General features: G+C 47.5%; 18 protein-coding genes, 1 pseudogene and 1 riboswitch. Of the genes and pseudogenes, 12 read left to right on the forward strand and 7 right to left on the reverse strand.

The features are described 5' to 3' along the window. Positions 1 to 30: 30 nt before the first annotated feature. A riboswitch (SAM riboswitch) is annotated at positions 31 to 133 on the reverse strand. A 68-nt stretch (positions 134 to 201) separates the two neighbouring features. Next, entirely contained in the window at positions 202 to 354 is a 153-nt protein-coding gene (locus B9L23_RS20280) for a hypothetical protein (RefSeq protein WP_157807507.1), read from the reverse strand. A 60-nt stretch (positions 355 to 414) separates the two neighbouring features. Here B9L23_RS20280 and B9L23_RS04170 point away from each other — a divergent pair, with 60 nt between their 5' ends. From B9L23_RS04170 to B9L23_RS04195, 5 genes are all read left to right on the forward strand, one after another. Further along, entirely contained in the window at positions 415 to 1,473 is a 1,059-nt protein-coding gene (locus tag B9L23_RS04170) for an ABC transporter ATP-binding protein (RefSeq protein WP_089096928.1), read from the forward strand. Then, positions 1,470 to 2,279 (forward strand): ABC transporter permease, encoded by an 810-nt coding sequence (locus B9L23_RS04175; protein ID WP_089096929.1) that lies wholly within the window; start codon positions 1,470 to 1,472, stop codon positions 2,277 to 2,279. Before B9L23_RS04170 ends, B9L23_RS04175 begins: the two co-directional genes overlap by 4 nt. Next, complete coding sequence (locus tag B9L23_RS04180) at positions 2,276 to 3,079, forward strand: ABC transporter permease (RefSeq protein WP_089096930.1); 804 nt, start codon at positions 2,276 to 2,278, stop codon at positions 3,077 to 3,079. The genes B9L23_RS04175 and B9L23_RS04180 overlap by 4 nt, the downstream gene beginning before the upstream one ends. Continuing rightward, positions 3,080 to 4,153 carry an ABC transporter substrate-binding protein gene (locus B9L23_RS04185; RefSeq protein WP_089096931.1) on the forward strand — a complete coding sequence of 358 codons (1,074 nt, stop codon included), beginning with the start codon at positions 3,080 to 3,082 and terminating at the stop codon, positions 4,151 to 4,153. Positions 4,154 to 4,587: 434 nt separating this feature from the next. Next, positions 4,588 to 4,905 (forward strand): hypothetical protein, encoded by a 318-nt coding sequence (locus tag B9L23_RS04195; RefSeq protein WP_089096932.1) that lies wholly within the window; start codon positions 4,588 to 4,590, stop codon positions 4,903 to 4,905. Between the two features lie 124 nt (positions 4,906 to 5,029). Here the strand turns inward: B9L23_RS04195 and B9L23_RS04200 are convergent. The 5 genes and pseudogenes from B9L23_RS04200 to pdxR form a co-directional block, all read right to left on the reverse strand. Continuing rightward, positions 5,030 to 5,532: pseudogene (locus tag B9L23_RS04200) on the reverse strand (DUF1572 domain-containing protein). 360 nt (positions 5,533 to 5,892) lie between these two features. After that, positions 5,893 to 6,672 (reverse strand): ABC transporter permease, encoded by a 780-nt coding sequence (locus B9L23_RS04205; protein ID WP_223812640.1) that lies wholly within the window; start codon positions 6,670 to 6,672, stop codon positions 5,893 to 5,895. 4 nt (positions 6,673 to 6,676) lie between these two features. Next, the gene (locus tag B9L23_RS04210; RefSeq protein ID WP_011230240.1) at positions 6,677 to 7,402 is read right to left on the reverse strand and encodes an ABC transporter ATP-binding protein; all 726 of its coding nucleotides are present in this window, start codon (positions 7,400 to 7,402) and stop codon (positions 6,677 to 6,679) included. A 71-nt stretch (positions 7,403 to 7,473) separates the two neighbouring features. Continuing rightward, positions 7,474 to 7,854 (reverse strand): hypothetical protein, encoded by a 381-nt coding sequence (locus B9L23_RS04215; protein ID WP_089096933.1) that lies wholly within the window; start codon positions 7,852 to 7,854, stop codon positions 7,474 to 7,476. Between the two features lie 816 nt (positions 7,855 to 8,670). After that, complete coding sequence (gene pdxR / locus B9L23_RS04220; protein ID WP_089096934.1) at positions 8,671 to 10,050, reverse strand: MocR-like pyridoxine biosynthesis transcription factor PdxR; 1,380 nt, start codon at positions 10,048 to 10,050, stop codon at positions 8,671 to 8,673. A gap of 119 nt (positions 10,051 to 10,169) precedes the next feature. Between pdxR and B9L23_RS04225 the strand changes: the two genes are divergently transcribed. The 4 genes from B9L23_RS04225 to B9L23_RS04240 all read left to right on the forward strand — a co-directional run bounded on the left by B9L23_RS04225 (position 10,170) and on the right by B9L23_RS04240 (position 12,510). Then, the gene (locus B9L23_RS04225; protein WP_011230242.1) at positions 10,170 to 10,778 is read left to right on the forward strand and encodes an FMN-binding negative transcriptional regulator; all 609 of its coding nucleotides are present in this window, start codon (positions 10,170 to 10,172) and stop codon (positions 10,776 to 10,778) included. 29 nt (positions 10,779 to 10,807) lie between these two features. After that, positions 10,808 to 11,449 (forward strand): LysE family translocator, encoded by a 642-nt coding sequence (locus B9L23_RS04230; protein WP_068895626.1) that lies wholly within the window; start codon positions 10,808 to 10,810, stop codon positions 11,447 to 11,449. Positions 11,450 to 11,468: 19 nt separating this feature from the next. Then, positions 11,469 to 12,179, forward strand: coding sequence for a B3/B4 domain-containing protein (locus tag B9L23_RS04235; RefSeq protein WP_089096935.1), 711 nt, complete (start codon positions 11,469 to 11,471; stop codon positions 12,177 to 12,179). Between the two features lie 67 nt (positions 12,180 to 12,246). Continuing rightward, positions 12,247 to 12,510, forward strand: a complete 264-nt coding sequence (locus B9L23_RS04240) for a hypothetical protein (protein WP_021322546.1) — start codon at positions 12,247 to 12,249, stop codon at positions 12,508 to 12,510. Here B9L23_RS04240 and B9L23_RS04245 read toward each other — a convergent pair. Beyond that, positions 12,501 to 12,992, reverse strand: coding sequence for a YajQ family cyclic di-GMP-binding protein (locus tag B9L23_RS04245; protein WP_062753820.1), 492 nt, complete (start codon positions 12,990 to 12,992; stop codon positions 12,501 to 12,503). The genes B9L23_RS04240 and B9L23_RS04245 overlap by 10 nt on opposite strands. A gap of 187 nt (positions 12,993 to 13,179) precedes the next feature. Between B9L23_RS04245 and B9L23_RS04250 the strand changes: the two genes are divergently transcribed. The 3 genes from B9L23_RS04250 (at position 13,180) to B9L23_RS04260 (ending at position 16,803) form a co-directional block, all read left to right on the forward strand. After that, the gene (locus tag B9L23_RS04250; protein ID WP_171699039.1) at positions 13,180 to 14,037 is read left to right on the forward strand and encodes a CvfB family protein; all 858 of its coding nucleotides are present in this window, start codon (positions 13,180 to 13,182) and stop codon (positions 14,035 to 14,037) included. Between the two features lie 110 nt (positions 14,038 to 14,147). Then, complete coding sequence (locus B9L23_RS04255; RefSeq protein ID WP_089096936.1) at positions 14,148 to 15,131, forward strand: BMP family lipoprotein; 984 nt, start codon at positions 14,148 to 14,150, stop codon at positions 15,129 to 15,131. 19 nt (positions 15,132 to 15,150) lie between these two features. Next, positions 15,151 to 16,803 carry a methyl-accepting chemotaxis protein gene (locus B9L23_RS04260; protein ID WP_089096937.1) on the forward strand — a complete coding sequence of 551 codons (1,653 nt, stop codon included), beginning with the start codon at positions 15,151 to 15,153 and terminating at the stop codon, positions 16,801 to 16,803. The last annotated feature ends 130 nt before the right edge of the window (positions 16,804 to 16,933 follow it).

Genomic DNA, 16,933 nt, shown 5'->3' on the forward strand with positions numbered 1-16,933 from the left:
ATAAGAAGAAGACTTTTTATGTATCGTCTCTTCTTATCTTCCAGGCGTTTCGCCTGTCTGGATTTAGCACCTTGACTTCCGCCAGGTTGCTGAGAGTTCATCGGGCCAGTCCCTCCCCCTCTCTTGATAAGAATGTCCGTATGCGGTTGTTTATTTCGTCTTGACTATTACTATATAATTTAATGTATTTTTTGAAATTATTCAATACGGTGAAGCAAGGAAATTTGAAAAAACGATCAATGAGACAGCGGCTTTCCGCATTGCGGGCAAAATTGGAAGCTGTTCTGCGGAATAGTCAGCCGCTTTTTGTTTTTTAGTCGCCGACATGGCGGAAAGCATATTTTTCCGTTGCACTTTCTACTCTCCTATGTTCTAATTAGGAATAGTGAACATCAAGAAGATGGGGGGCTGAAAGTGAACGGAGAAATCATCCGCTTCGAGCGAGTGACGAAGGAATACGACGGCGCAGCCGTACTGGATGATGTCAGTTTTGCGATGGAGCGCGGGAAGTTTTATACGCTGCTTGGACCGTCGGGTTGTGGGAAGACAACGATTTTGCGGCTGATTGCCGGGTTTATCGAGCCGACGGAAGGAACGATTTATTTCCACGGAAAGCCGATTCAAAACGTCCCGCCGAACAAACGGCAAGTCAACACTGTTTTTCAAGACTATGCATTGTTCCCTCATCTCGATGTGTTTGAAAACGTTGCGTTTGGTTTGCGCGTGAAAAAGATGAAAGAAACCGACATTCGCGAGAAAGTGAGGGAAGCGCTTCGGTTTGTCAACTTAGACGGCTATAAGCGCCGCCGCATTCAAGAAATGTCCGGCGGCCAGCGTCAGCGCGTCGCCATTGCCCGGGCGATTGTCAATGAACCTGAGGTGCTGCTCTTGGATGAACCGCTGTCAGCCTTGGATTTGAAACTGCGCACGGAAATGCAGTATGAACTTCGTGAATTGCAGCGCCGCTTAGGGATTACGTTCATTTTTGTCACGCATGATCAAGAAGAAGCATTGGCGATGTCCGATTACATTTTTGTTCTGAATAAAGGAAAAATTCAGCAGTTTGGGACGCCGAAAGACATTTACGACGAGCCTGTCAATCGATTCGTCGCCGATTTCATTGGCGAATCGAACATTTTGTCAGGGCGCATGATCGACGATTTCCTCGTCGAATTTGCCGGCAAACAGTTTGCGTGTGTTGACCGCGGCTTCGCGCCAAACGAACCGGTCGATGTCGTCATCCGCCCGGAAGATTTGGAGCTCGCGGCGCCGGAAGACGGGCAGATCGTCATCCGCGTCGATTCGCTCTTATTCCGCGGTGTCCATTATGAAATTTGCGGCTATGACGAAAACGGCAACGAATGGCTTGTCCATTCGACGAAAAAGGCCGAAGTCGGGGAAACGGTCGGCCTTCGTTTTGAACCGGAAGCGATTCACGTCATGCGACTCGAAAAGGAGGATGAGGACGCATGACGGAACGGGCGTGGCGGAACTGGTATTTAATCCCTTATGGCATTTGGCTTGTGCTGTTTGTCGTGGCCCCGATTGTCTTTTTGGTGTATGAATCGTTTTTGGATCTTGACGGCCATTGGACGTTGTCCAACTACAAATCCGTGTGGACGCCCATTTATTTGAAAATGATGGCGTATTCGTTTTGGTATGCGTTTTTAATCACGCTTGTGTCGCTGCTCATCGGCTATCCGACCGCCTATTGGCTGACGAAGACGCGGCACAAGCAGCTATGGCTGTTGTTGCTTATTTTGCCGATGTGGGTGAATTTGCTGCTGAAGGTGTATGCGTTTTTAGGGCTGTTCGGCACGTACGGGCTGGCCAACGCTTTGTTGAAAGCGCTGGGCGTCGGGCCGCGGCAGCTGTTGTTCACCGATTTCAGTTTTGTCTTTGTGTCGGTGTACATTTTTATTCCGTTTATGGTGCTGCCGATTTTCAACGCGCTGGAGGAGCTGCCGCCATCGCTGGTCGATGCCGCCCGCGATTTGGGCGCTTCGGCTTGGACGACGTTCCGCCGCGTCGTCTTCCCGCTCACGCTTGGCGGGGTGAAGGCCGGCTGCCAGGCGGTATTCATCCCGGCGTTGTCGCTGTTTATGATTACGCGCCTCATTGCGGGCAACCGCGTCATTACGCTCGGCACGGCCATTGAGCAGCATTTTCTTGTCACCCAAAACTGGGGAATGGGGGCGACGATCGCTGTTGTGTTAATGATCGCGATGGCGGTCATCGTCGTCCTGACAGGAACCGGAAGGAAAGAGGGAAGCCGATGAAACGGACGCATTGGTGGGGACGTGTGTACCTGTTAGCCGTGTTTGCCGTGATGTATACGCCGATTGTATATTTGATGTATTATTCGTTCAACAGCGGCGGGACGATGCACGATTTTCAATCGTTCACGTTTAAATGGTACCGCGACGTGCTGTCCGACGACCGCTTGCTCATCATCGTTTTGAATACAATCGTCATTGCGCTGCTGTCGGCGGCGGTCGCGACCATACTCGGGGTCATCGGAGCGCTCGCCATTTACTATGTCAAGCGGCAGCGGACGAAAAACGCCCTTCTTGCTCTCAACAACGTGTTGATCGTCAGTCCGGATGTCATCATCGGCGCTTCGTTTTTGTTGCTGTTTACGGTGGCCGGCATCAAGCTCGGCTTTACGTCCGTGCTGTTGTCTCACATTGCTTTTAGCGTGCCGATTGTCGTGTTAATGGTGCTGCCGAAACTCGAGGAAATGAGCCCGATGCTGATTGATGCGGCTAGAGATTTAGGAGCAGGGCCTTGGCAAGTGCTGTCAAGCGTCGTGCTGCCGTTTTTGGCTCCGAGCATATGGGCGGGCTTTTTCATGGCGCTTACGTATTCGCTCGATGACTTTGCCGTGACGTTTTTTGTCACGGGAAATGGGTTCTCGACGCTGTCGGTGGAAATTTATTCGCGGGCGCGCCAGGGCATTTCCTTATCGATCAATGCGCTGTCGACGCTGCTATTTTTATTTACGATGCTGCTTGTCATCGGCTATTACGTGCTCAGCCAAAAAGGCGGCCGAATGTACGGGATAGGGGGGCGAAAGTAGGTGAAACGGCTTGTCCAAGGGTTTGCGGCCGTGTTCATCGCGGCGTTCGTCCTCATGTTCATCACCCACCGGTTGAGCGAAGCGGAAGGGTACGGCGGAGGCAAAACGGTGACCGTTTACAACTGGGGCGATTACATCGACCCAGCGCTCATTCGGGAGTTTGAAAAAGAGACAGGGTGGAAAGTGATTTACCAAACATTCGATTCCAACGAAGCGATGATGGCGAAAATCGCCCAAGGCGGGGCGACGTTTGATGTCGCCGTTCCGTCCGATTACGCCATCAGCAAAATGATCGAGGAAAACTTGCTGTTGCCGCTCGATCACGACAAGCTGCCGAATTTACAATATATCGAACCGCGGTTCCTCAACTTGCCGTTTGACCCGCACAACCGGTATTCAGTGCCGTATTTTTGGGGAACGGTCGGCATCGTCTACAACCGCGAGATGCTTGGCGGCAAGACCATCACAAGCTGGAACGACTTATGGGAGCCAAGCTTGCGCAATCAAATTTTGCTTGTCGACGGGGCGCGCGAAGTGATGGGGATGGCGTTAAACAGCCTCGGCTATTCGCTTAACGATACGAACAAAGCCCACTTGCAAGAAGCAAAGCGGAAACTCGATCGACTCATGCCGAATGTGAAGGCGATTGTCGGCGATGAAATCAAGCTGCTTCTGGCTAATGAAGAGGCGGCCATTGGCGTCGTTTGGTCGGGCGACGCGGCGGAAATCATCGCCGAAAATGACAAGCTCGACTATGTCGTGCCGAAAGAAGGCTCCAACTTATGGTTTGACAACATGGTCATTCCGAAAACAGCGAAAAACATCGAAGGAGCGCACGCGTTTATCAATTTTATGCTCGACCCGAAACACGCGGCGCAAAACGCCGAGTATGTCGGCTATTCGACGCCGAATAAAAAGGCGCTTGCCTATTTGCCAAAAGACATCGCGGGCGATCGGCGCTTTTACCCCGATTTGGATTCAGCTGGGCATCTCGAAGTGTACGAAAACTTAGGGAAACACATGCTCGCCTACTACAACGAACTGTTTTTGCAGTTTAAGATGCAGCAAAAGTAACCATATAGATGCAACGAAATCGTTTCACATATCCTTGACGGAAAAAGTGGCTTATCCATTTTTGACTGTCGAAGGCAAGCCACAGGCTTGCCTCCGTCACGCTTTAGCGTGACGGAAGACCGAACAACGACTCGCTTCACAGACCCATTCATGGGTCTGGAAGCGGCGTTGTTCGGTCACTCGACAGTCGGATGCAATGACCGGTAAAAACGAAAAGTGTTAAAGCTTTACATTGCATCTATACAATCAGAGCAGGCGCCGCCCTCTGCAATAGGGAGATGGGCGCCTGCTTGGCGTTTGCGTAAAGGGTTGCGCCGCTTCCCTAGCGCGCGGGAACGAAGAAGCCCATGGGCGGCTTCACATACAAGAAGGGATCGGACGCAGGGAAGAAGAATAGAAAGACATGATATGATGAAAAAGAGGAGGTGGGAACGTTGCCCAATCATTTGCCTATGGAAGAAAATGTGATGGATATGCTCATCGGCGGCTTTTCGGTTGTGATGTTGATCGCGGTTGCGACAATCGTTTTTCTTTGGCGAAGGAATCGAGAGGGGCGGGCGTTTCTGTGGATATTGGCCCATTTCTTGTTGCTGTCTCTGGCTGTTTCATTTGCGCTGAAGGCGATTTCCTTTGATCTTACCCATGTGCAGGCATCTGAAGAAATCTCCCTCCTTCTTGGCAAGGTGGGGCTGGCGTGGGGAGTGGGGATGGTTTGTTTGTTGGTCGGCATTGTGAAACTTTCCAGACGATGACTGCGATCCCGATAGGTATGATTGGGAAGGAACAACAAACAACAAAAAGAAGCCATCCGCCTTTATCGGCTGACGGTTCCGAGGGGCGGATGGCGTTTGCAAGATGATTCGAATAAGGAGTTGCCTATGTTGTTTTTCGATTTCTTGGTATGGTCAGTGTTTTCCAGTTGTTTGCGTTCAGCTGTTTCGCGATATAGACGATTTGCCCGATATGATACGAATAATGGTACATTTGCCGCTCAATGGCTTCGATGACGGAATGGGGTTCGCCGCGGATCGTGACGTCCGCAACAAATCCGTTTCTTGCAGTTCGTTCAGCGTCTGAAAGAAAGCAGACCACCCCTTTTCCCAGCAAGCCATGACTTCTTTGCGCGTATGGAAGTCGTTGATAAACTCATCATCGCGGTTTCGGTTCGGTTTTTCCCCATCCGACGACAAAAAGTCTGTCCAGCGCGACACCATATTTCCGCTCATATGTTTGACAATGATGGCGATGCTGTTTGCCTCCTCATGAAAGCAATGGAACAGCTGTTCCTCCGAACATTGGTCCATAGCCCGTTCGGCGGTCTTTTTCATGTCAACAAAGCGTGCGCGCACCACTCGCAAATATTCTTGGCCGATGTTCATTCACACACCTCCGTCAAAGAAATGCCATCTCTTTTATTCGCCGTCGATGCTGTGATTTCTTTCTATGTGACGGCAAAAAGCAAAAAAAGCAACGCCTTGGGCGGACATGACTATGGGTCATGTTTTCGAAGCAGGCGAGTGAATAATCAGATCATAGCGGCACTCTTCGTTGCCTGTGTTCATAAATTGATGTTCGCAGGCGGCGTTGTAATAAAGAGAGTCCCCTTCGTGCAAGACGTCCGTGTTATGAAACCTCCTTTGCTTTCCTTGATTGTCGAAGATGCATTCGGCATGGTCGCGAAAACATCCTCTCGATTTTCGCCGAAAGGGTGCGAAATGTGAGGGATAACGTCCGCTCTTTTATACGTAGCTTCCGATTTTTCCGTTTTTTCTCGCCCAATGCCATTGTTGCTTCAAGACTAATGAGCCCATGGCCAGCCATAATAGCGAGATGCCGAGAGCAGGAAAGAATACGGGCCATCCTTCATTCACTCCTTGCACGGCCCAAGAAAGGGGAGAAAAGTAGTTGAGAATATGAAAGGCTGTCGGCAATAAATTTGAAGATAGAAAAAAACCTGAGAAGATTAATAAATAATAAAGCAGCACCTCGGTAACGGCTCCGACTTGTTTTAAGCGAAGGGACAGTCCTAAAATGAACACACCGATTCCCGTCATCCCGATTAGGCTTACGCCGCCAAATACGACGATCTCCGTTATCATGGATAATATTCCCGAGAGAATTTCGGAAAATCCAATCATCAAAGCCGCACAGATGAAAAAGAGCACTACCCACACGGATGATAATGCGATTTCCGCGATCACTACGCCCATTAAAACTTGCCATGGGGGAGTCTTGGTGGAAAGTACCTGCTCTGCCGTGCCGAGATACGCTTCCTCGATCACCGTGTTGCCGAGCTTTGAGATCAAATGAGCGCTTAAGTACCAAAGGCTGAAACCGAACAGTTTGAGCGTCGCTTCCTTTCCGGTTTGTATCGGGCTTGCGTACAGCGTACCGAGAAAAAAGACAAATTTAATGATAAGGCCAACGGTAAAATCGAACCAATACCGACGATACTCTGCCCTTTTTTTCAAAAAGGAAGCCAATACTACATTCAAGATTTGCAGGGGCAACCGACTCACCTCCTTAGACGGATAGGTTGGAACGAATAGCGGCCAAAAAATGAGTTTCAAGGTCGGCTGGAGTTGAAAAATGTTCTTTCGTGCCGCTCCAAACGATTTTTCCGCCTTGAATAAAGACAAACTTATTTCCAACGGCGTGGGCAAAAGGAATGTCGTGGGTGGTGATGAGAACGGCTTTCCACCATTGGTTTTCTTCCGTTAACATGGTTCGGATATGATGTTGCGACTCAACATCAAGGCCAAGAGTTGGCTCATCAAGGAACAAAAACGGCGCTCCTTTCATTAAGGCGATCGCAAATGCCAGTTTTTGTTTCATCCCACGTGAAAGGGTTTGGGTAAGACGCTCAGCGTATGGGGTTAGATTCAACACGGCCATCATTCGTTCGGCTCTTCGTTTTGCTTCAGCACGACTCCATTTGTTCAGCAAGCCGAAGTATAAGAGATTTTCCAAAACAGTTAAATAAGAATAGGAGTTGTCAGCTTCTTCAAATACGACCGCAATCGACTCGCGCGCTTCATCTGGATGGCGGACAACATCTACTCCATTGACATAGATGCTGCCGCTGTCTGGTGCAGTAAGCCCGATGATGCATCTTATTAAAGTAGTTTTTCCGGCTCCATTCGGCCCTAAAAGAATAAGTCGATCCCCTTCAACCAGTTCAAGGGAAACATTATGTAATACTTGGCGGTTTGGCGGATAGATTTTGTTTACGTCTTGCACGGCAATCATTTTTTTCTACCCTTTCCATTTAATAAGCTAGGGTGGTCTTGAAAAATCTTGAGGACCACCCGAAAGGATTATTACCAACTCGCTGGGACTTGAGACGGAGCATGTTTTAGTATGTCGTCACTTGTTGGAATAGGAGGGACCACAGTAAGAGAACCATGTCCTTCCAGTCGATAGAAAAGCTCTGTAGAAATACTGGTGGAAAGTTCAATAGCTATATCAATTTTGCACCACATATTAAATACTCGGAAGAAATATTGGCGTAAAGGTATTTGATTAAATTCAACACATTTAACAAAAAGTTCTGGGTCAACTTTTGCTACTTCTTTGCAAGTCTCCAAAACTTTGATAAGATCCTGTAAAGGATTTATTGTGTTTTTAAATAAATCTCTTTCCCATTCAAAATATTTCACAAGATTATCTTGTTCAATAATTCCTGAGACTAACTTCCACATTTCTTGTGACGGTGGTAAGAATAGGTTCTTTTCCAGCTTATCTTTTAGGTTCCATTTATTAATTTGTGAAGCTAATGGATTTCCCTTATATTCAAGTTCAACGCATTTTTTGAGGAGGTCATCGTAGGATTCTATAATATTATGGATATCATGAATAGCAGTTTGTAAAAACGATATGGAGTTTTCTAGGTGTGCAACTGAATCACCGGTTGGTTGTACAAAACGAGTAGCATCTGTAGCACCGGTGGCAGCAATAATAGCTTTTTCTACTGTAGATGAGCAAATTCGCTAACATAAATTTACAACCAAACAAAAAAAGAGACATGAACCCGATTCCTTGATTAGAATAGATGTGTCACCAAAACTATTCACAAGGAGGTTCATGTCTCATGAATATTTACCGTGCAGCGAAACAAAATATTCCCATTGATACCGTGAAAAAACAGCTCCACGTGGCATAAGGGGTACCCTGTTTGTCTCTTTTACATGGTAATTATTGTAATTAAAATTGCTCAACTACAGTTTTTCTAGTTCAGAATTCGCTTGCCACAAATGAGTAATGCCTTGCCCTATAGCCCAAGCGCACTGAGCAGATAAAGCGGTGGTAATAGCCAGTCCTTTCGTTGGTCTATGATTTTTTCCACCCATATTCTCTTTCCCCTTTCTTTTTCAAACTTAAGTGTATTATACAAAAAAAAACAAAAAAATGTAAATATTTAAAATTAACGTGACATTAGAAACCGATCAAAAATACACGCCAAGACAGGGATTCCGTGAGCTTGTGTAAAAAGAGGGGCGTTTTCCGTGAAGTCGTCGTCAACACCATGCTTTTTTGAGCAGTTTTACTCCAAGCTCAATATCCTCGAGCGACAAGCCGCTAAAACCGAGCTTGATCATGGGTCGGTCTGGCCGTTGGTTCACAAAATAGCGCGAAGTGGGATACACTTTTACCCCACACGATAGGGCGCGTTGAAGTAGCTGTTCTTCTGAACAATCGGAATGAACTTTGATTAACACGTATAAACCGGACTGTTCGCCAATAATGGGGATCATATCCCCAAATGCTTTTCGCAGTAGTGATGTTAAATGCTCCATTTTTCGTTTGTACACGAGGCGCATGCGTTTAATATGGCGGCCCCATTCCCCCTCCTCCATAAATTTGGCCATCGCCAATTGGCTGAGGATGGACGCAGTGCTTTCGAAAAGGCGAAACTGCTGCTGATAACGGTACAAAAGCGACGGCGGCAACACCATGTAGCTTAAGCGAATCCCAGGCAGAAACGATTTTGAGAAATTGCCCAGATAAATGACTTTTGTGGAATCAATGGAAGCAAGAGCAGGAAACGGCTTTTGCGTGTAACGGAATTCGCTGTCGTAATCGTCCTCGATAATATAGCCATCGACGTTGTTCACCCATTGAATGAGCCTGTGCCGTTGCTGGATCGGCATGCTGACTCCCATCGGGCTTTGATGTGAAGGGGTGACATAGATGAGCCGCGATCGCCTGTTCTCGAGCGGTGAAAGATCGATGACGGTTTCGGAAACAGGCACCGTTTCCAGCTGAAAGCGGTGAAACAAAAACGCTTCTCTGGCGCCGTCATAACCAGGGTCTTCGACGATCACGCTGTTGAATTCATCTTTTAGAATATAGCCAAGGGAGAGAAGCATTTGCTGCGTGCTGCTTCCGATGATGATGGCGTTTGGCTCTGTGATCACCCCGCGGGATTCGAGAAGGTAGATGGCGATTTGCTTGCGCAAGCATAATTCCCCAAACGGATCCCCATAGCGGAAACATCCTTTGGCCGTCAATACTTGATTGGAAATTCTTCTCCATGCTTTAACGGGAAAATGATCGGCATCGACGGTATCGGCGCGAAAATCGACAACAACGGACGTTGCTGCTTCCCTTGCCGATTGGCGTGCAGAAATGCGGGCTTTTGGAATGAAGAGAGGTTCCACTTCATTGGCAAAATACCCTTTTCGTTTTTCCGCGCGAATATATCCTTCCGCTACCAGCTGTTCGTAAGCCATTAAAGTTGTGTTCCGGCTGACATTCAATGATTCGGCGAGTTGGCGAATGGAAGGTAGCGGCTCATTGGCTTGAATGTCGCCTTGTTCAATCAATGATTTCAATTTTTCGTAGATTTGCTTGTATTTAGGCGAGCCGTCCTTCAAGTCAAAAATGATCGTCTTCATGTTCATCCTCCTGACATGTTTATTTTTTTGTTATTGTCACTTTTTTTATGTCAGTTTTGATTATATTATACATTGTGAAGAATGGAATGCTGTAATTGAAAAGATGGGGGAGAGGACTGATGTATATTCCGAAGCATTTTGCCATCAACGATATGTCTGTCGTCTATGAGGTGATCGAGGAGAACAGTTTTGCCACCTTGGTGTCGATGCATCAAGGGGAGCTGTTTGCTACCCATTTGCCGCTGTTGCTCGATCGGGAGAAAACGTGTTTGTACGGCCATTTTGCCCGTTCTAATCCGCAATGGAACGACATTCAACGTCAGACGGTCTTGGCGATTTTCCACGGTCCGCATTGTTATATTTCTCCTTCCTGGTATGAAACGAACCAGGCGGTGCCAACATGGAATTATGTGAATGTCCATGTGTACGGGAACGTGGAGTTGATCGACGATGAAGAAGAAATCATGCAGTCGCTGCACGATATGGTAGAAAAATACGAAGCGCCGGGCAGCCGTTACCAGCTGTCAGAGGTCGATGCCGGGATGCTGTCCGGCATGAACAAAGGAATTCAAGCCTTCAAAATCATCATCAAGCGAATCGAGGGAAAAGCCAAGTTAAGCCAAAATCATCCTGCATACCGACAAGAACGGATCATCAAGCAACTCGAGCAAATGCCATTTGAAAACGAAAAGCGAATCGCTTCCCTGATGAAAAAGCAACAGCAGTGAAATAGAAAATGAAGGAGTGAGATGTGAGGATGGGGCTTTCGACGATCGGTGTGTTTATAGTGGCAGCCGCGGCACTGCTCATCGTCCCCGGATCGGCGGTATTGTACATTGTGTCTAGAAGCATCGGTCAAGGAACGAAAGCAGGAGTTGTAGCGGTGTTTGGCGTGGCATTGGGTGGCGCTGTCCATGTTGTCCTTGGAGCCGTGGGCGTTTCCGCGATTTTGATGACATCGGCGGCTGCCTTTACGATGATCAAATATTTAGGAGCCGTTTATCTTATCTATTTGGGAGGCAAAACGTTATTTTTTGCTTCCACCAAGGATGAGGAAATCCCGAACACGAAGGCCAAGGAGAAAACATTGGCGCAAGTGTTTTACGAATCTCTATTTGTCGAAGTGACCAATCCAAAAACAGCGCTCTTTTTTCTTGCCTTTTTTCCGCAATTTATTTCGCCTTCTGCTGGATTGGTGGCTGGTCAATTTTTGCTTTTAGGGGCGATATTTGTTGTTCTCGCCTTGCTAAATGACAGCTTGTACGCCATGTTGGCCGCGGGCATCCGCAAACGGCTGGCTGCCAAGAAAGGAAGCATGAAGGTGATGAACCGGGTGGCGGGCTGTTGCTATATCTTGTTAGGACTATTCTCCGCCTTGGCGAGCCCTTCAAAACCGTAAGAGAATGGAGGAGTGGATGATGACACGTTTTGTTGTTGAAGACGATGTTTGGGCCATATTTCCCCACGCCAAAATCGGTGTGGTCGTTGCCCAAGGGATTGACAACGGCATCAAGAATGCCAGCGTTTACGAACAAATGCTGCGAGAGGCGGAGAAAGAGGCGCGGAAATTCCTGGAGTTTGAAGAATTGAGCCGCAACCCCGTCATCGTTGTTTGGCGAGAGGCGTTTCGGCGATTCAAAACGAAAAAAGGGGCGCGTTGTTCGGTTGAAGCGCTGCTGAAACGAGTGAAAAACGGTCAGCACATCCGAACGATCAACCCGCTTGTGGATATTTATAATTCTGTTTCATTGCGTTACGGGCTTCCATGCGGAGGGGAGGATATCGACACGTTTGTCGGCGACATCCGGCTGGCGCTGGCGGATGGTCATGAACCGTTCATCCCGTTGGGAGGCGAGGAAAACGACCTGCCGTATGAAGGAGAAATCGTGTATAAAGATGACGTGGGCGCCATATGCCGCTGCTGGAATTGGCGGGAAGCCCAACGAACGATGCTCACCGAACAGACGAAGCACGCCTTCCTTTGCATCGAATCGATTGATGAAACAAGGAATGAGGTTCTTTACAAAGCGCTGGAAGAATTGGCTTCCTCCATACGCCGTCATCTCGGGGGCACAGTGAAGACGCACATCGTGGATATTCACCATCCAGAAATATCGATAACGGATTAAGGACCATTTTATCCGTCTTGCTTTAATTGCTGCGGCGCTTGGCCGCTCCGGTGGGGAAGGAGAAGCGATGCGACTCGCCGAGCCGATTGTCGACATGGCACTCGCCTTCATTGTGTTTGGTGTGCTCGTTGGGCGGTGGTTAGCATGTAGAGGCCGCCTGCTTACTTCAGTACCTGATATCATGCGCTCGCTTTTCCCAAAAGATGAGCTGTTTTTTTCTTGCTATAAGAATTATAGGGAGCTTGCCAGCTGGCTTCTCCTTCAAATTTTCTATCGTTCTGCTTGTAAAACAAAAAGCGGATGGAGGCTTGCCTCATCCGCTTATCGATAATTCACAAACTGCACATCAATCGGCAAGTCCGCTTCGCGAATCGCAGCGATGACCTTTTGCAAGTCATCTTTGCTTTTGCCGCTGACGCGGATTTGATCGTCCTGTACTTGGCTTTTCACTTTCAGGCCAGTGTTTTTAATGATCGTGTTGATTTTTTTCGCGTTTTCTTTATCGATGCCTTGCACAAGTTTGGCGCGCTGGCGCACTGTGCCCCCAGAAGCTGGCTCAATTTTGCCGTATTGGATGTTTTTCGTCGGCACGCCGCGTTTAATGAGCTTGCCGATGAGCACGTCTTTTAGCTGCTCTAATTTAAATTCATCGTCGGAAATAAGGATGAGTTCGTCTTTGTCTAGCGAAATGTCGCTTTTGCTGCCTTTAAAGTCATAGCGGTTTTTAATTTCTTTCATCGCGATGTTGATCGCATTGGTGACTTCCGATAAGTCGACTTTCGATACAATATCAAAGGAACTTTCTTTCGACATACACAACCTCCAGCATTTTTTATTTTATTATAGTAAAATGTGGCAAGGGACACAACAAGAAAAGGAGGGGAAGCCGAACGACGTGGAGGTGCTCTTGTGATGATGGGAAAAACTGTGTTTTATGCAGAATTGTCCATTGGAGTGGGAAATAATAAGCGTGAAAATATAGACAAAGGAAGAGATTGCAATGAAACGATTAATTCCTGGAGAAATCATGACATTAACGGTAAAACGGGAAATGCCGTTTGGCTGCTTTTTGACGAACGGCACGGAGGAAGTGATGCTGCATAAAAGAGAAGCGAATACAACGCTTGCGGTCGACAACGAGGCAACGGTATTTTTATATCATGACCACGACGGACAGCTGTGCGCTACCATGAAAATGCCGAAAATTACGAACCACAAATACGACTGGGTTGAAGTGGTCGACATCGTTCCGAAATTGGGCGTCTTTGTCGATATTGGCATTTCCAAAGATATGCTCGTGTCCATCGATGATTTGCCGCCGCTCCGCTCGCAATGGCCGAAGCGAGGGGATCAATTATATTGTTCGTTAAAAACGGATAAACGAGGACGGCTGCTTGCTAAACTAGCGGATGATGAAACGATGAAACAAATCGCCGTGAAAGCGCCGGAATCAGCGTTCAATCAAAACATTCGCGGGCGCGTCTACCGCGTGATTAAGGTGGGAGCTTTCCTTATCTCTGATGTCGGCTACCTTGGATTTGTACATGAATCCCAGTGGCGAAACGCGCCGCGCCTCGGTGAAGCAGTGGAAGGGCGGATTATCGCCGTCAAAGAGGATGGGACGGTCAATGTCTCCTTACTGTCGCGCAAGCATGAAAGCATCGACGAAGATGCGGCAGCCATTTATACGTACTTAGAAAGCCGCGGCGGAGCGATGCCGTATCACGACAAAAGCGACCCGGACGATATCCAAGCGCGCTTTCATATGAGCAAGGCCGCCTTTAAACGAGCATTAGGACGATTAATGAAAGAAGACAAAGTATATCAAAAAGATGGATGGACGTATATCAAGCGATAATAAAAAGCAAAGCCAATTACAGCTTTGCTTTTTTTATGCAAAAAACTCAACAAATGTAGAATGATGCCGATAAACAATAATGGACACCATGAAAAGAAGGGGACGAACAAATGAAAAAACAAAGACGTATATGGCATCTTGTTATTGCGTTATTGGTTATTTTGATGATGACTGGTTGTTCGACGAAAGAGACGGTAACGAAAAAAGATAGTATCAAAGTCGGGATTATGTTGTCGGACGTCGGACTTGGAGATCAATCGTTTAGCGACTCGGCATTTCGCGGATTAATGAAAGCGCGTGATGAACTAGGCATCATTTTTGATTATCGTGAATTGAAAGATACGAAAACGTATGAACAAGGATTGAAGGAGCTTATTAAAGATGGCAATGATGTCGTCATTGGCCTTGGCTTTATGGTGCAAGAGGATTTGGAAAAAGTGGCAAAACAATATCCAAAGCAGCGTTTTATTTTAGTTGACTCTGTTTCTGATTTGCCAAACGTGACATCGATTACGTTTAAAGAAGATGAAGGAAGCTTTCTTGCCGGAGTGTTGGCGGCGCTTGTGACAAAAACAAACCGCCTCGGGTTTATCGGTGGGGCGGATGTGCCATTGATTCGTAAATTTGCGGCGGGGTTTGAAAAAGGGGTTCACGCCGTGAAGCCGTCCGCCTCCGTTCACATCGTGTATGCAGGTGATTTCGGAAATGACAAGCTCGGCGCCCAAATTGCTAGAGAAATGTTCGACCAAAAGAGTGATGTCGTGTATACGGCGGCAGGATTTACGGGAGTTGGCGCGCTTCGGGAAGCGGAAGCACGAGGTGTGTATGCGATTGGCGTTGACAGCGACCAATATTTTTACGCGGAAAAAGCGGTTGTGACATCAATGGTCAAAAATGTCGATGTCGCCTTGTTTCGCGTGTTAAAACAATACGTGGAAAAAGGGGAATTGCCAACCGGCACTGTTCAGCTTGGATTAGCGGAAGATGGAGTTGGGCTCGCACCGATTCGCGTTATCCCATGGGATGACCAAAAACAACAGCTGCTCGAACAGTGGAAACAAAACATTGTGGACGGCAAAGTGGCGACAAAGTAATACAGAAAAGGGGATTAGAATGACAATTCGCAGAAAATTGTGGCTTCATTCGTTTCTTTCGCTTATCGCATCGACCGTATTGATGGGGTTCATCATCGTCAATATGTTGTCGATTCAGGCAACGAATAAAGATATCGTTCCGGTTTTGCTGACGATAGAAAAGCTCGAGGCAAGCATGAAATCGGCAAAGCAGAGCTTAAACAACGCCGCCTACAATATGACGGAAGGAAATAAGCAAGAAGTGCTAGCGCAAATCGAAACGACAGAAAAGCTGATTGGCGAATTAGAAAAATCATTGAAACAAAAGGAATTTCGCGTGCTATTAGAAAAAGCAAAACAAAAATTTGCCGAAGTGCATAATGCGTCGCTTGCCGCTCTTGAACATCGCGATGTATCGGAAGCAAGACGGCAAGCGATGCGAATCGAAGGGGCGGTCAATGATATTTACACGCTGCAATTGTATACGAATGATTACTACAAGGAGCTCCAGCGTGATTTACAGGCACAAATCCGTTTTGTCATTTGGACGGCGGTCATCGGCAGCATCGCGCTCATCGTTGTGTCAGGTGCTATGAGTCTACGGCTGACGCGCTCGATTACGAATCCGCTCAAGCAGCTTGCCCACAATGCGGTCGAAATTGCGGGGGGCAATTTGCTTGTTGAGCGCATTGACTATAAACAAAACGATGAGTTAGGTGCATTAAATGTGGCATTTCATACAATGGTCGAGGAGTTGAAGCGTCTGCTTCGTTCGGTAGAAGTGGTTAGTCAACAAGTGGAAACATTTGCAAAAGAAATCGAAACAGAAAATAAAATGCTTACGGAGATCAACCGGCAAGTTGCGTTATCCACCAATGAGTTGTCCGCTGGAGCGCAAAGCATCTCTGAAGAATTGCAGCAAGCAGTACAGCAGATTGAAAAAATGGATGATACGTTTGCCAAAACAGCGGAGCGAACCGAACAGACAGCACATTACAGCGAGACGGCTGTCGAAGCGATTCAACATGGCCAAAAAGCGATGGAACAACAAATGCACTTCATTCGCGAAAGCAATGAAGCGACATTGTCGATTGAACAGGCGACGAATGAATTTACGAGCTACGCCGCCAACATTGAACAAATGGCAAAGGTGGTATCCGATATTGCGGAACAAACGAATTTGTTGGCGTTAAACGCGGCCATTGAAGCCGCAAGAGCGGGAGAAGCGGGGAAAGGATTTGCTGTTGTCGCGGAAGAAGTGCGCAAGCTTGCCGAGCAATCCGCACAGGCGACAAAACAAATTTTTGAAACAGTTTCGCTGATTAAGCATGGCATTTCCACGGTTTCCGAAACCGTTGCCCGAGCGGTAAAAATCGCCGAGCAGCAATCGCAATCGATTGAAACAACAACGAAGGCGTTTGCCGAAATCGAGGACAAAGTCGCCGGCATTTCCGCCGATATTCAAGCACTTGTCGATGATGTTATCATGTCGAAACAGTTAGAGGAGAAAGTATTGCAAAATGTGGAAAGCATCAGCGCCGTCGTCGAACAGTCGGCGGCCGGCAGCGAAGAAATTGCCGCTTCGATGGCAGAACAGCTGACAGCGTTTGAAAAAATGGTGGAGAAAGTAACGAAACTAAGACAATTGACGGATGAACTGCATGAGGTGATGGCAAAATTTCGGATGGAATGAAATTGAACTATCCCCACTTACCGGCTAAGGCCGGTGGAAGTGGGGGATTTTTGTTTCCTTTGTCTGTTGTTGCTCAAAGGCCCCAAGCCCCCCTCCGTTCATTTATGACAGAAGAAGAACGCTTTTCAAC

Origin of the sequence: Parageobacillus galactosidasius, assembly GCF_002217735.1 — a bacterium.
Lineage (GTDB): Bacteria > Bacillota > Bacilli > Bacillales > Anoxybacillaceae > Parageobacillus_B > Parageobacillus_B toebii.

Bases quoted from the DNA above. Each gene is read 5' to 3' on its own strand.
- B9L23_RS04210 (WP_011230240.1), bottom strand. From the start codon at position 7,402: ATGATTGCCGTGCAAGACGTAAACAAAATCTATCCGCCAAACCGCCAA.
- B9L23_RS04250 (WP_171699039.1), top strand. From the start codon at position 13,180: ATGAAACGATTAATTCCTGGAGAAATCATGACATTAACGGTAAAACGG.
- B9L23_RS04245 (WP_062753820.1), bottom strand. From the start codon at position 12,992: ATGTCGAAAGAAAGTTCCTTTGATATTGTATCGAAAGTCGACTTATCG.
- B9L23_RS04240 (WP_021322546.1), top strand. From the start codon at position 12,247: ATGCGACTCGCCGAGCCGATTGTCGACATGGCACTCGCCTTCATTGTG.
- B9L23_RS04215 (WP_089096933.1), bottom strand. From the start codon at position 7,854: ATGTGGAAGTTAGTCTCAGGAATTATTGAACAAGATAATCTTGTGAAA.
- pdxR (WP_089096934.1), bottom strand. From the start codon at position 10,050: ATGAAGACGATCATTTTTGACTTGAAGGACGGCTCGCCTAAATACAAG.
- B9L23_RS04180 (WP_089096930.1), top strand. From the start codon at position 2,276: ATGAAACGGACGCATTGGTGGGGACGTGTGTACCTGTTAGCCGTGTTT.
- B9L23_RS04175 (WP_089096929.1), top strand. From the start codon at position 1,470: ATGACGGAACGGGCGTGGCGGAACTGGTATTTAATCCCTTATGGCATT.
- B9L23_RS04255 (WP_089096936.1), top strand. From the start codon at position 14,148: ATGAAAAAACAAAGACGTATATGGCATCTTGTTATTGCGTTATTGGTT.
- B9L23_RS04225 (WP_011230242.1), top strand. From the start codon at position 10,170: ATGTATATTCCGAAGCATTTTGCCATCAACGATATGTCTGTCGTCTAT.
- B9L23_RS04230 (WP_068895626.1), top strand. From the start codon at position 10,808: ATGGGGCTTTCGACGATCGGTGTGTTTATAGTGGCAGCCGCGGCACTG.
- B9L23_RS04235 (WP_089096935.1), top strand. From the start codon at position 11,469: ATGACACGTTTTGTTGTTGAAGACGATGTTTGGGCCATATTTCCCCAC.
- B9L23_RS04260 (WP_089096937.1), top strand. From the start codon at position 15,151: ATGACAATTCGCAGAAAATTGTGGCTTCATTCGTTTCTTTCGCTTATC.